General features: G+C 65.0%; 10 protein-coding genes. 5 read left to right on the top strand and 5 right to left on the bottom strand.

The annotated features are described in order from the left end of the window. Window positions 1-3: 3 nt before the first annotated feature. From E5679_RS14080 to E5679_RS14060, 5 genes are all read right to left on the bottom strand, one after another. A complete protein-coding gene (locus E5679_RS14080; RefSeq protein WP_338055913.1) occupies window positions 4-1,452 on the bottom strand; it encodes a bifunctional phosphatase PAP2/diacylglycerol kinase family protein in 1,449 nt (482 codons plus the stop codon). A gap of 71 nt (window positions 1,453-1,523) precedes the next feature. Further along, window positions 1,524-2,819 (bottom strand): glycosyltransferase family 87 protein, encoded by a 1,296-nt coding sequence (locus tag E5679_RS14075; protein WP_249336142.1) that lies wholly within the window; start codon window positions 2,817-2,819, stop codon window positions 1,524-1,526. Between the two features lie 248 nt (window positions 2,820-3,067). After that, a complete protein-coding gene (locus E5679_RS14070; protein WP_138416920.1) occupies window positions 3,068-3,913 on the bottom strand; it encodes a trypsin-like serine protease in 846 nt (281 codons plus the stop codon). A 594-nt stretch (window positions 3,914-4,507) separates the two neighbouring features. Then, window positions 4,508-5,089 carry a histidine phosphatase family protein gene (locus E5679_RS14065; RefSeq protein WP_138416918.1) on the bottom strand — a complete coding sequence of 194 codons (582 nt, stop codon included), beginning with the start codon at window positions 5,087-5,089 and terminating at the stop codon, window positions 4,508-4,510. Beyond that, window positions 5,086-6,570, bottom strand: a complete 1,485-nt coding sequence (locus E5679_RS14060; RefSeq protein WP_138416916.1) for a CCA tRNA nucleotidyltransferase — start codon at window positions 6,568-6,570, stop codon at window positions 5,086-5,088. The genes E5679_RS14065 and E5679_RS14060 overlap by 4 nt, the downstream gene beginning before the upstream one ends. Before the next feature lie 163 nt (window positions 6,571-6,733). Here E5679_RS14060 and E5679_RS14055 point away from each other — a divergent pair, with 163 nt between their 5' ends. The 5 genes from E5679_RS14055 (at window position 6,734) to trxA (ending at window position 12,515) form a co-directional block, all read left to right on the top strand. Next, window positions 6,734-7,240: an NUDIX hydrolase gene (locus tag E5679_RS14055; RefSeq protein ID WP_138417007.1), complete on the top strand. Its 507-nt coding sequence runs from the start codon at window positions 6,734-6,736 to the stop codon at window positions 7,238-7,240. A 7-nt stretch (window positions 7,241-7,247) separates the two neighbouring features. Next, the gene (murJ, locus tag E5679_RS14050) at window positions 7,248-9,191 is read left to right on the top strand and encodes a murein biosynthesis integral membrane protein MurJ (protein WP_138416914.1); all 1,944 of its coding nucleotides are present in this window, start codon (window positions 7,248-7,250) and stop codon (window positions 9,189-9,191) included. Window positions 9,192-9,317: 126 nt separating this feature from the next. After that, on the top strand, window positions 9,318-10,973 hold the full coding sequence (locus E5679_RS14045; protein ID WP_138416912.1) for an ABC transporter substrate-binding protein: 1,656 nt from the start codon (window positions 9,318-9,320) through the stop codon (window positions 10,971-10,973). Between the two features lie 204 nt (window positions 10,974-11,177). After that, a complete protein-coding gene (trxB, locus tag E5679_RS14040; RefSeq protein ID WP_138416910.1) occupies window positions 11,178-12,158 on the top strand; it encodes a thioredoxin-disulfide reductase in 981 nt (326 codons plus the stop codon). Window positions 12,159-12,185: 27 nt separating this feature from the next. Further along, window positions 12,186-12,515 (top strand): thioredoxin, encoded by a 330-nt coding sequence (gene trxA / locus E5679_RS14035; RefSeq protein ID WP_138416908.1) that lies wholly within the window; start codon window positions 12,186-12,188, stop codon window positions 12,513-12,515. Window positions 12,516-15,324: the final 2,809 nt, after the last annotated feature.

Below are 15,324 nucleotides of genomic sequence, written 5' to 3'. Positions count from 1 at the left end.
CGTTCATTCTCGTCCGCTGTCCTCCGCCACCCGAGGCGAATAGACCGTAAGGGCCGCGGGATCGACCGTCAGGGTGACCCGACGCACGCCGGCGAGCACTTCGCCGTCGACCGCGAGCACCAGATCGCCATCGGTCGCCTCGACATCGACCCGCCGTGCCTCCCAGGTCTCGAGGTCCCGGCTCCGCTCGGTGGTGCCCGTCACAATCGCAGCAAGCAGTCGGAGCCGGGCAAACCGGGGATCGGCGCTAATCGCGCGCAGGTCGAGGACGCCGTCGTCCAGGATCGGGCGCTCGAGCGGGGCGAGATCTCGTGGCCAATAACGGCCCCGTCCGATGAAGAGCGTCCAGATCTCGCGGGACCGGCCATCCAGCAGAAGCCGGGTCGGCGTGCTCACGGCGAAGGTCACGAGCGCGGCAAGCAGGGCGGCCGGATGTTTCCCCAACCCGGGAAGGCGGTGCTGCAAGGCGTCTCGTCGCCTCACCAGATTCGGATACACCCCGATGCTCGCGGTGTTGACCATGGCCAGCTCGCGCACCTCGGGAGCCTCTCGGGCTCCCCGCTCCGCCCGCACCCGCGCCAAGTCACACCGCAGCGCCCGCCCTGAGGAGACGGCCGCGGCGACGGACTCGACGCCGGACGCCCCGATGTCGCGGGCGAAGTGATTGAATGTTCCTCCGGGAAGGACGGCGAGTGGAAGGCCGAGGTCCGCGCACACGCCGGCCACGGCGCCCACGGTCCCGTCGCCCCCGCACACCGCCAATGCCCGAATCCCCTCGCGACCCGCAAGCTTCCGGCACACCTCGTCGACGTCGTCATCCTTGCCGAGGAGATGGAACAGCGCGTTCGGGAGATGATCGCGCAACTCGTCGGTCTCAGTCCCACCGCTCCCGCTCAGCGGATTGACGACGACGGCCAGCCCGCGCCCGCCGTCGAGCGCCGGAGCCTCAGCCGCCTCGCAGTGGGGCTCAGGCGCAGCCTCCTGGCGCGGCCACCAGGAGCGGGTCACGAGAGCGGCGCCAGCGCCCAGCGCCGAGCCCAGTACGACGTCGCTGGGCCAGTGCGCGCCGGTGTGAACCCGCGAATAGGCGACCGCGGCCGCGACGGGGGCGAGGGCGACGCCCAGGCGCGGGCTCACGAAACCGACTCCCGTCGCGAACGCAACCGCCGACGCCGAGTGGCCGCTCGGGAGCGATGAGCTCGTGGGCTGCGGGTTGAGAAAGCGATAGAGCGGCAGGCTCGCCTGCTGCGGCCGGGCGCGCGGGAGCAGCTGCTTTCCGACGATGTTCACCACAGCGGAGGCGACGGCGACCGCCGCCAAGCCATGCAGGGCAGCGCGCCGCGGCGGTCCCTTGACCGAGGAGAGACCGACGGCGATCCCGCCCCAGAGCATGGACTTGCTGGCGGCCTGCGTCAGGAGAGCGAAGCCCGAGTCCCAAGGGCCCGCTGGCAACGCGGCGACCCTTTTCATGAGCGCGCGATCCATTCCTCCCACGGCATGAACTGCTCTCCTTGGCCAGCTGCTCACGCTGCTCCTTCACTTGCGGTGACGGGTTGGACTGGGCGCGCTCCCAAGGTGAAAGCATCGGGCGCGCCGTCGAACTCGCCGCCCTGCGGGTCGTCCTGCCGGCTGCGCCTCACGGGATCGATCGATGGATCATAGATGTCCCCGATCACGTGACGGCAGACATATACGACGGCGATCATATGTATCACGACGGCGATCACGTAGTAAGGAGTATCGATGTTGTTCTGCACGGGGCCGTTGCTCGTCGTCCAGCCGAGGTACATCCAGATCGCGACCCAATGGAGGGCCTCCGCGGCCATCCAGACCAAGAAGTCCCTCCACCGCGGGTGGGCGAGGGCGAACAGCGGAATCAGCCATACGACATACTGCGGCGAGTAGACCTTGCCGGTGAGCAGGAATGCCGCGACCACAAGGAACGCGAGCTGCGCGACCCGCGGACGCCGCGGCGCGTGCAGGGCGACAAACGCGATGAGAAGGCAGCACACCGCGAAGGAGACGGCGAACAGCAGGTTGACCGAGGGCGTCGCGAGACGAGTCCAATGCATGCGGTCCGCCAGCAGGTTCCAGATGTAATATCCCGACGAGAATCCGGGATCTCGACTGGCCGAGAAGTCGAAGAAGTACGCCCAGTTGTGGGCGTTGGTGACAATGGCGGGGAGGTTGACCACGGCCCACGAGACGATCGCGGCCCCGATCGTCAACCCGGTCTGTCGCCACCGGCCCGTGCGGACAGCGAGAACAACGAGGACGCCGAGGAAGAACACCGGATACAGCTTGGTTGCGGTGCCCAGCCCGATCGCGATGCCCGCGAGGACCGGCCGGTTCCTCGCGAAGGCCAGGATCCCCAAAGACAGAAGGGCGACTGCCCAGAGGTCCCAATTGATGAACCCGGCCAGGATGATGCCCGGAGCGATCGCGACCAGCATCCCATCCCAAGGCCGGCGGACGTTGGAGCGGGACGTAGCGATGACCGCGATCATCCACATGATCGCGAGCCCGATCGCGTTGATGTCGAAATACGCCGTCTCTCTTGCAGGCGTCACCCCTGAGCCCGGGACGAGAAGTGCGCTGATCCCTGCGATCAGCGACGTGATGACCGGGTATTCGAACGGCTGCGCCTGCGAGAAGAGCGGCAGGACGTGGTCGGCGAAACCCCGTTCGGCAAAAAGGGCCGGAAAGTCCGAGTAGCACGTTGCATAGAACTGGCTGGGCGTGGTCCAGCCGTTCACCCGGCAATAGCCCTTGATGAGCACGCCGCCGATCGCTGCGATCGTCGTCAGAATGAGGAGCACGAGTTCCGGTGTCCACCAACCCGAGCGCATAATCCCGGGCGCAGCGTGATCTCCCAGCGGACCGCCCACAACCTCGGACAGAGTATGGACCAAAGGGTCGTTTCGGCTCGGCGAGATCACCGTTCGGGACCGAGCATCCGACCCAGTTGGTTCCATGGCTCCGAGCATACCGGCCGCCTTTCGCGCCATTCACGGGAATCGCCGCCCCGGACCGCGAGTCCAGGACGGCGATTCGCCAAGAGGTACGGCTACGGCGTCGGGTTCAGAAAAGTCGAAAGCCAATTCTGAATGGACGGGATGTCCACCCGCTGCATTCCGTCGAGAGCGAGGCAGTCCGGCTTGCCGAAGCTCACCAGGCCGACGATCGCGCCATTGAGGAACACCGGTCCACCCGAGTCACCGCTGCAGACGCCTCCCGTGTCCGCGCCCGGGTTCACGTTCGCGTGGGTCACAAAGTAGTCCGACTCCACCTGCTGAAGTCGCAGATCGACCGAGCGGCGGAACAGGGGGTACGAGACTGGCACCCGACGCTGAGGCCCCGAGGCGGGCTTGGCGAGCTCGGCTCCGTAGCCCACGGCGGTCACCGTGGTCTTCGGAATGTCGCCGGGGGCCAGGTCGAGCGTTCCGAGGGCGGCCAGCGGGTAAGTCGGTTGATCCACCGGCTGGTCGAGGACCACCACGCCGACGTCATTCGGAATGTTCTTCGCGGGGGCATTCGCGAAGTCGGGATCGGTGAACGTGGTCCCCGAGATCCGACCGGCAAGATCAGCCGACGTGTAGCCAACGCTTGGATCAGCTGCGGAGGGGAACGGCGACGGCGGGTTCTTCTCTGCGATGAACGAATCGAACGAGACGAGCGTCCGCCCGACGACTCCGGCAGTGCAGTGTCCGGCCGTCAGCAGGACCGTCGGAGAGATGAGCACCGCGGAGCAGCGGAACCGACCCTCCGGCGTGTAATTGACGATGATCGCGACGCCCGCGTGGGTGTCGCCATCCGCTGTGCCGCCCGTGCTCGCCTGGGCGGGCGCAGCGGTGAAGGCCAGCCCGAAGGCTGCCGTCACGGCCGCCAGGGCAGCAACAATTTTCCTGCGCATGGTCCCCTCTTCCTTGTGCATGCACAATCTGTGCTGTCACAAGGATTCTTCACGATAGTCGCGGCTGTGACCAGACGTTACCGCTGTGGAGTCGTGAGCGAGACAGCGCGATGGACAGCCTCGCGGTGCGCTTCAATGCGCCCCGAATCGAGACGGGCAAGCAGAAAATGCAGCAGCGTTCGCAGCACTACGGTCACCTCCTTTAGTGAAAAGAATGAGGGCGCCGGCGGCCTGAAAAAGGGCGCGCAAATGAAAGGGAATAGCGCCTCTGAACACGGGGGCGCAGGAAATAGACCTCACATTGCGCAGGCCAAAGAGGCGCGCTCAATGCGGGTCATCGAGGAGCCGAAATCGGCAGGCCGAAGCGTCGGCGTGAATTAAGAGAAAAGGGCGTCAGAACGCCCGCGTGCGTCAGGGCAGCGGGCTCAGCCGCGCACAGTCCCCGAGAACGGCAGCAGGCCACGGTACAACACCTTGGTCACCATCATGGTCTCGACCCCCTCTGCTGCGATTCCTCACACGAACAGAAACAAAACTAGCCGATGCTGCAAGCGAATTGCAAGCACCGGCTGAGTTTTATTCTTGGATTATTTGTCAGAGCCCCCATGCCTCGACGGCGGGGGTCTTCTTGTCCCAGCCGAGGCGGCAGACTTTAGCGGTGCCGAGAATGAAATGCCGGCCCTCGAAGGGCGGCAGCCCGAGCCAGCGGGCCGTCAGGATTCGGCAGAAGTGCCCGTGGGCAACGAGGAGCGCATTCTCGACGCCGGAGGCAAGAACCCGCTGGACGATAACGTCCGCCCGTGCCGCCACCTCATCCAGCGTCTCGCCGTGGGGTACGCCGTCCTTCCAAATGAGGTAGTCCGGATTCTCCTTCCGCACATCGGCCGACCGGACGCCTTCATAGTCGCCGTAGTTCCATTCCACAGCGTTCGGCTCGATCTCCGCCTCGGGAAAGCCGGCGAGCTCGGCCGTCCGCCGCGCCCTCTGAAGCGGCGAGGTCATCACGAGACCGAAGTTCACGCCGTCGAGCGTTCTCTTCGCACCCAGGGCCTGATCTTCGCCCTCGGGGGTGAGCGGGAGGTCGGTCAGGCCGGTGTACTGCCCGCTCCGCGACCACTCGGTCTCGCCGTGCCGCAGCAGCCACAGCCTCGGCAGCCCGAAATCCTCGACGCTCACTCGGTCTCCTTCTTGTCAGTCCCCAACGATTCTGGTTGCGCCGCCCACCATTCAAGCAGCTTGGCCCGGGCCTCCTCCTCGGATGACGGCCCGTTCTCCATCCGCTCGTCGAGCAGGAAGCGGTACGCGCGGCCCACGACAGGGCCGGGCTTGATCCCGAGGATGGCCATGATCTGCTGCCCGTCGAGATCGGGTCGGATGGCCGCGAGCTCTTCCTGCTCGGCGAGCTCCGCGATCCGGTGTTCGAGGTCGTCATAGGCGAAGGAGAGGCGATCGGCCTTTCGCTGGTTGCGGGTGGTGACGTCGGAACGGGTCAACCGGTGCAGCCGCTCCAGCAGGGGCCCGGCGTCGGTCACATAGCGGCGCACGGCAGAGTCAGTCCACCCGGCGTCGCCGTAGCCGTAGAAGCGCATGTGCAGCTCGACGAGGCGTGCGACGTCCTTGATGGTCTCGTTGTCGAACCGCAGCTCACGCATCCGCTTCTTCACCAGCTTCGCGCCCACCACGTCGTGGTGGCGGAAGGACACCGCGCCGCCTGGTTCGAAGCGCCGCGTAGCCGGCTTGCCGACGTCGTGCAGGAGGGCCGCGAACCGCAGCACGAAGTCCGGGCCGGGGACGGGCCCGTCGGGACCGGTCTCCAGCGCGGCAGCCTGCTCCAGCACCGTGAGCGAATGCTGGTACACGTCCTTGTGCCGGTGGTGCTCGTCTGCCTCGAGCCGGAGCGCGCTCACCTCGGGAAGGACCACGTCGGCGATCCCTGTCTCGACCAGAAGGTCGACTCCGGCGCGGGGCGACGCACCGTTGATGAGCTTGACCAGCTCGTCCCGAATCCGCTCGGCGGACACGATCGTGAGCCGCGACGCCATCGCCGTCATCGCCGCGCGGACCTCGGGCGCCACGTCGACCCTGAGCTGCGAGGCGAAGCGCGCCGCCCGCATCATCCGCAATGGATCGTCCGAGAACGAATCCTCGGGAGTGCCCGGCGTGCGCAGGACCCCGGCGTGCAGATCCCGGACCCCGCCGAAGGGATCCACCAGCTCGAGGGACGGCAGGCGCAGCGCCATGGCGTTGATGCTGAAGTCGCGCCGCTTCAGGTCATCGACAAGAGACGTGCCGAATGCGACGACGGGCTTCCGCGACTCGGCGTCGTACGCCTCCGCCCGGTACGTGGTGACCTCGATCTGGAAGCCGTCCTTGCGAAGCCCAATGGTGCCGAAGTCCCTGCCGATCTCCCAGAAGGCGTCCGCCCAACCCTTGATGACGCCCAGCGTCTGATCGGGGCTCGCATTGGTGGTGAAATCCAGATCGGGCGAGGTCCGGCCCAGGAAGAGATCCCTCACAGGGCCGCCGACGAGCGAGAGCTCGAAGCCGGCATCGACGAACCGCCGCCCGAGCTCGAGCGCCATGGGCTCAACCGCAAAGTCGACGGAAGGTGATTCGGGCTCGGTAGTGCGCCCCCGGTGGGTGTCTTCTGGTGCCATAGTCCTTAAAGCTTGGCAGATCTACCAAGTACCTGCCGATCGTGGTGGGCAGTGCGCAGCACGGCGCACCCTCAGCTCGAACCATTGCCACACGCTTCTGGTTAGAGTGGACTGCATGGTGATCCCGCTGCCGAGCGATCCTCAGAAGAGGAGGAGTGCGCCGCTGCCGTCCGCGATTGGACCGCACGTCGCTCCGGCGGGCCAAACGTACGTGCACTCGCTCCCGACTGTGGAGGAGATCTCTGCGGGCGGCGTCATCGTGGATACCAGCGACCCAAACCTGCCCGTCGCCATCATTGCGCGGCTGAATCGAGGCGGGCGCCTCGAGTGGTGCCTTCCGAAGGGCCATCCCGAGGGCAGGGAATCGAATGAGACGGCGGCCGTCCGCGAAATCAGCGAGGAAACGGGCATCGACGGACGCATTCTTGCGCCCCTTGGAAGCATCGACTACTGGTTCACCGTGACGGGGCACCGCGTCCACAAGACCGTCCATCATTACCTGCTTCAAGCGACCGGCGGCGAGCTGACCATTGAGAATGATCCCGATCAGGAGGCGGTCGACGTCGCGTGGGTCCCCATCTCCGAGCTTTCCCGCCGGCTGTCGTTCCCGAACGAGCGGCGCATCGCTGATTTGGCCCGGGAAGTCCTCCCGGAGCATCTGCTGAAGTGACGGATTGATGGCTGCATCGAACGGCGCGGCTTCCGAGGCGAAGTCCAGCGCGATCATGGCCGTCGGCACGCTCCTATCGCGCGTGCTCGGCTTCGTCAGGTCCCTCCTCCTTGTCATCGCCCTCGGCCTCGGCTCCACCGTGACGGACACCTTCGTCAACGCGAACAACCTGCCGAACCTGATCTTCCTGCTCGTCGCGGGCGGCGTGTTCAACACGGTCTTGGTGCCGCAGATCATCAAGGCGAGCCGCGCCCCGGACAGGGGCTCGGACTACATCAGCAGGCTCCTCACGCTGGGCGTCCTGGTGACGTTCTCGCTCACGGCCATCGTGACGATCGCCGCCCCTTTCGTCATGCGGCTCACCACCTCCGACTACAGCGACCAGCAGCTCGCGCTCGCCACAGTCTTCGCCTATTGGTGCCTCCCGCAGATCTTCTTCTACGGGCTCTACGCCCTGCTCACCCAAGTCCTCAACGCCAACGGCGCCTTCGGGCCCGCCATGTGGGCGCCGGTCATCAACAATGTCGTGGCCATCGCGGGCCTCGGCATGTTCGTCTGGATCTTCGGCAGCAATGCCGGGCACCCGCATACCCTCGACAACTGGGGGACGGGGCAGACCCTGCTTGTCGCCGGCGCCTCGACCATCGGCGTCGTCATCCAGACAGCGATCCTGATCATCCCGGTAGCGCGCCTCGGGCTGGGGCTGCGGCCCAAGTTCGGCTGGCGCGGTGTCGGGCTGGGGGCAGCCGCCCGTATCGGCGCATGGACGCTCGCGACCACCGCCGTCGGCCAGCTCACGTTCCTCTATCTCATGAAGATCGCGTCCCAGCCCGGCGCGGTCCGCGAGCGGCTGCGCGAGGCGGATGACCCGTCCTGGCAGTTCATCCCCGGCAACACCGTCCTTGAGATGGCGAGCCAGCTGTACCTCCTGCCGCACTCGATCATTGCCCTCTCACTCGCCACGGTCCTCTTCAACCGCATGACGCAAGCCTCGCAGGCAGGTGATCGCCGCGGGGTCCGCATCGCACTCTCGCAAGGTCTGCGGACGATGGCCGTCGCGACCGTCTTCAGCGCCCTGGCGCTCTTCGCCCTCGCGGCACCCCTAGGCATGTTCTTCTCGGGCGGCCACGCAACGGACGGCGTCATGCTCGCCCAGACCCTGAGCATCCTCGCGCTCAGCACCCCGTTCCTGAGCGCGAACTTCATGATGTCCCGCGTCTTCTACTCCTATGAAGACGCCAAGACGCCGTTCAAGATCCAGGTCTGGCTCGGCGTCCTCAACGTCGTCGGGGCGACCCTCATCCAGTTCCTGCCCGCGCGCTACATCATCTTCGCGATCGCACTGCTCTATACGGTCGGCAACATCCTTTCCGTGGTGCTGAGCGGTGCCTACCTCAGGCGGCGACTCGGCCATCTCGACGGCGGCACGGTCGCCAGGTCGTACATCCGCATGGGGTATGCAGCGCTGGGCGCGGCCGTGGTCGGGGCCCTCGCCGTATGGCTCCTGGGCGGCCTCTCGCGCGAAGGCTTCATCTGGAGCTCGATCTACAGCGCTCTCGCCTCGATCGTCGTCATCGGCGTCGCCATGCTCATCGTCTATCTGATCCTGCTGCGGCTCTTCGGCGTCACCGAGCTGCGAGACCTCCTGCGGCCCATCGTGGGCCGCCTCGGCGGGCGCGGGGCGGCGCCGTCGCCTGCTCAAGCAGCGGACGACGGCGGTGTCCCCGCCGAAGCGGGCCAGGAACCGGCCGAGCCGCGTCAGCCCGTGTATGCGCTCCGGGAGACCGCGCCGACCCTGTCTGATGACACAGGCATCATTCCCCGCATTTCCGGCCAATTCGATCCGAGCATGTATCGCGCCCGGCCGGCATCCGAGTCCAACCAGCCGGTCCCGGGGCGACGCACCTATCAAGGCCCTCCCGGGAGCAACCCTCATTTCCCCGACGCCTGATTCGAGGATCGCCGGTTGCCGCCCGTCGCCTGACGCAAGCTGTCGGGATACCGTCCGCTAGGATCGATTGATAGCAAGGGCCCGGCATGTCCGGGCTGGCCGGGGCGGACTTTGCAGGAGGTACCCGTGTCCCAGTCCATCGACGTCGGCAGCGTGCTCGGCGGTCGGTACAAGGTCACGTCCTCAATCGTGGAGTCGCACGATGGAGATCTGGTCCTCGACGGGGTCGATCAGATCCTCAACCGTCCCGTGAGCATTCTTGTTTCGGCCCCGCACAACGCCGAGCAGCTGGCCCAGAGTGCGCGTGAGGTGGCGACCGGTGAGCGTCATGTGGGGATTCAGGTGCTCGACCTGGGAACCAGCCACGGGGCGACGTACCTGATCACGAATCACGCTCAGGCCGCGGACCTGCTCGACCTCATCGTGGCGCAGGACGAGCCGTACGTAGAGCCGTTCTTCACCGAGAGCCTCGGCAGCGAGATCTTCGGACAGGCCCGCTCGCGGGAGCCCGAGACGTACGACGGACTGTACGACCACGGCCAGCACGACTACATCCAGTATTCGGACGCCGAGCCCGAGCCAGCGGCCCCGTCTCGGCCGGAGCCTCCGGTCGAGCAGCGCCCCGCTCCCGCGCGCCCAGTTCCGCCGCCGCCAGCGGCACCGCCGCGGTCGTCGCAGCCGGAGCCCGACAGGCCTCAGCCCGCCCGGCCTTCGACCCAGTCCGCAGCCGCTGGGCCCGCCGCCACCCAGCCACAGGCCAGTCAGCCCCAAGCCCCGCAGCGAGAGACCCCGGGGCGAGACACCCCGCAGCGCGGGCCCGGTGCCGGCGCCGCCGGTGCTGCGGCCGCTGCGGCCGCTGCTGCGGCGGCTGCAGCTGCGGGGTCCAAGCAGCCAGCCCCGACTCCTCCCAAGGTCACACCCTGGCCTGGCGGGTCCGAGCAGCGCGCTCCTCGCGCCACCGAACCGGAGCCCACGCAGACCGTGAGGACAACTCCCGCTGCTGCAGCTCCCCGTAATCCGTCAGCGCCTGCTGGCGGCACCGCGTTTCCGCCCCAGGCTCGCGACTCGTCGTGGTCAAGCGGCTCGGGCAGCTTCTTCGATCGCGACGACGAGCTCGAAGAGGACGACGAATCAACGCGCCCCAAGTCCGTGCCGTGGCTGGTCGGGGGCATCCTCGCGGTGGTCCTCATCGCTGCTCTGATCTTCGCGTTCACGACGCTCGGAAGTGTTTTCCAGCCCCAGGCGGGCGGGACCAGATCAGCGAACAATGGTCCTACCGCCACCTCGTCCGGATCGCCGTCGCCCGGGCAGACTCAGGCACCGGCACCGGCCGTCGCCCCCGTCATCGAGTCGGTCACCCGACTCAACCCCAACGAGCTGACCTTCGCGAATCAGTTCGACGCGAAGCTGCCCGCCACGTATGACGGCAACCCGGCGAGTTACTGGTCGGATATGGAATTCGCCCGCGAGGACTGGGGCGGCTTCGCAAAGAGCCTTGCCCTGTCAGTGAAGCTCAAGGACGTGTCCGACATCAAGCAGGTGGAGCTCGACCAGCTCGGGGCGACCGGGGGCAGCGTGAGCGTCTACACCAATGCGGCCCCTGATCTCGCCGGTGCCACGCTGGCTGGGACGAGCTCGTTCAACGGCCCTCAACTCGTCTTCCAGCTCCCGACCGCCGTCAAGGCACAGTACGTGATCATCCAGATCAATGCCCTGCCGAAGCTCGCGAACTTCAAGGTCTACCCGTATGGCCTGCGGCTCGCCGAGATCAAGGCGCAATAGAACGACGACGACGCCCCCGCGCCGCTTTCCCTCGAAGGCCGCCAGGATCACATCCTGGCGGCCTTCGTCATCTTGGTTCACGGCCGCGTACCGGCCTTCGGTACGCTTGATGGACGACCGGGCCCGGAATACCAGCGCCCGTCGACATGTTGTGAGCTGTGGACGTACGGAGTCCAGCACGTCAGAAGAAGAGGTTATTCGCCCGTGAGCACTGCCGAGAGCAACGCCGCCGAGGTCCGCGACGTCATCGTCATAGGATCCGGTCCCGCTGGATACACCGCAGCAATCTATACAGCGCGAGCCAACCTCAAGCCGTTGATTTTCGCCGGTTCGGTGACTGCAGGCGGCGAGCTGATGAACACGACCGAGGTTGAGAACTTCCCCGGCTTCCCCGAGGGTGTCCAAGGCCCGGACCTTATGGACAAGCTCGAGCAGCAGGCAACGAAGTTCGGCGCGCAGATCGAATTCGAAGATGTCGCCTCTGTGGATCTCGACGGCGAGGTCAAGCGGATCGTGCTTGCGAACGGCGAAGAGCACCTCGCCCGCACCGTGATCGTGTCAACGGGCTCGGCTTACCGCGAGCTCGGTCTCCCCAACGAGAAGCGACTGTCCGGCCACGGTGTGAGCTGGTGCGCCACGTGTGACGGTTTCTTCTTCAAGGAGCAGGACATCGCCGTGATCGGCGGGGGCGACTCCGCCATGGAGGAAGCGCTCTTCCTCACGAAGTTCGCACGTTCCGTGACGGTAGTTCATCGTCGTGACTCTCTGCGCGCCTCGAAGATCATGGCTGAACGCGCCCTCGCCCATGACAAGATCTCCTTTGCCTGGAACAGCGAAGTGGCCGACGTTCTCGGAGAGGACAAGGTAACGGGACTCAAGCTCCGCAACACGGTCGACGGGAGCGAGTCGGAATTGTCCGTTACTGGCGTCTTCGTTGCCATCGGGAACGACCCGCGGACCGAACTCGTGAAGGACGTCCTCGAGCTCACCGCGGACGGCACGATCGCCGTCGAGGGTCGCTCCTCGCGTACCAACGTTCCCGGCGTCTTCGCGGCTGGCGATGTGGTCGATCCAACCTACCGCCAGGCGATTACTGCAGCTGGTTCGGGTTGCGTTGCGGCGCTCGATGTAGAGCACTACCTCGCGAATCTCGAAGCTCCCACGCTCGCAGCACAGCAAGCCTAATCAATCCCACTCAAACGGAAGGCAGATATGAGCAACGCCAGAGAGGTCACCGACTCCCAGTTCACCGATGAGGTCCTCCTTTCCGACAAGCCCGTGATTGTCGATTTCTGGGCCGAATGGTGCGGCCCGTGTCGCAAGCTGGGACCTATTCTCGACGACATCTCTGTCGAGTACTCGGACCAGGTCGACGTCGTGAAGGTCAACGTCGATGACAACCCGAACATTGCGGCGGAATACGGCATCACCTCGATTCCGGCGGTATATCTCTTCGAGAAGGGCAAGGTCACGGGCACCGTCATCGGAGCTCGTCCCAAGCAGTACTTTGAGAAGGAATGGTCCGAGGTTCTCGCCAAGTAGCGTTATTTTCGCAACCCTAAAGGGGGCGCAGCGAACGCTGCGCCCCCTTTTTTGCGCCTCAAGCCATCGCCAGTTTCACGTGAAACGCTGCTCGACTCAGGAGTGAGCTCCTCGGTCCTGTTTCACGTGAAACATGACCCGCCGGGCCAGCTGTAAGAGCATGAACAGCTTGTAGGCCACCGAGTCTCGCCCGAACACCGGCCGTAGAGATGGATTTCGCGCCGCAAGGGCGCCCAAAACACGCGAACACTTGGGAACGCGTGCTGCCGTGAATCTGGGGAATTCCTGCACGCGCCGGAATCCCAACGGCACGTTCGATGTCCTAGCCACTGGGATTCCCGCTGCTTTGGAAGCGAAGTACGAACCTTGGGTGGGGACGTAACTCCACCGTGCATAGCGAATTGCGATCGCGGTCGAATAGGAGCCCGCCACCAACGGTCCTCACGGTTGCACCGGGCTTCCTGATACAGAATGGACCGCACTGTGTTCGCTCCCGCGTTTCACCCAAAACCGGCTCTCTCACACGTATAGCCACCAGGCACAACAGCTGGGCGCAGCCACAGCAGCTGGACAAGCCTCCCCGCTCCGGCTTCGAGAAGGAGTCGACATCGTCATCAGCTTCCATCGGACATTGTCCGCGACTTCGCGCTTCCTGGTGGACACAAGGGCGCCACAGTGCGATCTCTCCGGTGACGACGGAAATCGGATCATGCGAGGGCCGCTTCCCGTAGCTGCAATAGGAGCCATTTCAAGGCGGGATCCATCCCCGACCGATCCCAGCCACTTTGCCCTTCGGGCCCCTGCCCGCAGTGACCTAGCGTAAGTGCCCATTCCCCCGGTCAAAATGTTAGTCGAGGAAATTTCATTCTCGGTCCCGGTCCAGGACCGTTGAGCGCCTAACTTCCTGTTTCACGTGAAACACCCGAAGTGCCAAGCCGCAAGCATCGACGTGGCTTTGACAGCATCCTGTTCTGGGCACATCGCTGAAGGCCGGTGGTCCTATTGCCGGCGCTCTTGCGGGGCCTTCCTGAGTTCTATGAACCGCCTGATCTGGTATTCCTCTTGCTGTTCTACCCCGCGCCGCACCACCACTTGTCGGCACGGCGCCAAACGACAACAGGGATACCCTGGTCCTTTTCCACCGCGGGACCAAACGTTATCCACAGCTTGATCCACAGCAGTTATCCACAACCGGGGAGCACGAGATGTGGAAAAGGTCACCTTCTCGCGGACAAATTGGGTCTGCAGAGCCGACAGCTTGAGCATCGCCAGCGGTCTGCCGCGGCCAGTGCTCTGCGTCATGAAACGCGAGACCGCTAGCATCCGGTTTCCGGAACTCAGCAATAGCCCGGGATCGGTCGAAATCCCGCCTAATTTCAACGCTGATAGCTACCATGACGTGGCGAATCCCCGTCTAGGCCGCCAGGGCCATATCGGCCCAGCGTAAGTCGTGGATTGCCAACGATTACGCTGACTCACCACGGAGGATTCGGCTCGCTCGAACTCCTCCCGGTCCACCCCTTTATCCACAGCCGACCGTACTCCTGTGAAGATGGATCCCAAGTTATCCACACCTGTTTCCACAATCTAGGCTGGGACTTATCCACAGACATTTCCCCAGCCCCCATCCCGGAGCAAGTGCAGGAGCTTGCCTGGGACCACCTCGCGGAGGAAGCGTGTTTCACGTGAAACACCGCGGTGCCGGCGTTCCCCCTCTGCGATTTCCGCCAAACACCTTCTGGTACCTATGACCGTCCCCCGAAGAGCGCACGGTGGACGGAGTCGGGCCTGATTCTTTCCCTCCGCGGCCTACGGTCCGGTACCCCACGGGGCGGTGCCCCCACGAGCCAGGAGAATATCTGATCACTCAGTCTTCGGCTTGACCTGATCGCGTTGCTGCCACCGCCTCAGAGAAGGCGGGCCACCGCGACAGAGGATGCAGTGCTCGGCTTCGTCAAAGCATCTGCCACACCACACAGTTCCCTATGGTGGCCAGCCACTTTCACGTTGGCCCTTTCCCGGCTCGCTGCGGCCACCTGGCGCGGTCGCGCCGCTCTCTGTCGACGCGGGCTTTTCGTTAGCTCGAGTGGCGCCGGGCCTACCTGCACAGGACGGATGCGCGTGTGTAGCGGATGGTGCTTTTCCGGGCACTTCCCAGACCGATACGTCGCCCACTCCGCCCTGAAGACACGCACACCTGGAAGGATCCCCCAGCACCTGTGGTCCTCTCCGCTACAACCGACGAGTTTCAGAGCAGACGGGCCCTCGAAGAGGCGGACAAATCCCGCATTGCCCTGTCGATGTGCGCTTGGGCCGTCCGTTTCACGTGAAACGTACTAGCTCGGGCTCACGCCAACGAGCTGAAGGGACCAACGCCCCGAGAAACCGTCTTGTAGCGCACCTTTCACCCTTCTCCGCTCACCTGTCAGGACGAACAGAGCGATGCCAACGACATGTCCTATTCACCCTTTGAGGCGAAGTAGGATCGGCGGTCGTCAGAGTTGTGGCGCTCCAACGTGAATGTAGGAAGTACGAGGGGTTGGGAAGCGGCTATGTCTGCAGAGAGACGACTACCTCCGCCGACGGTACGACGCTGAACAAAATGAGACGCGAGCTTTTCATCTGCATTCGCTCGCGGCCTGAGCCAGTAGTAAGGGCGCCGCCACTGTCGGATGCATTGCTTGAACGCCAAAAACCTCGGCACAAAGTTTCAGGGTCGCAGCTTTCATCGCGGAACGTAGGGACAGTCGAGGGCACTTTTGGTGTGAAGGGTAGGGCACCGACATTGGTGGTGAAGTGTTGGAGCCGG

The sequence above is a fragment of the Sinomonas gamaensis genome (assembly GCF_005876955.1).
Classification (GTDB): domain Bacteria; phylum Actinomycetota; class Actinomycetes; order Actinomycetales; family Micrococcaceae; genus Sinomonas; species Sinomonas gamaensis.
The sequence above is the reverse complement of the archived record's forward strand: the minus strand, read 5'-3'. Positions and strand labels throughout refer to the sequence as shown.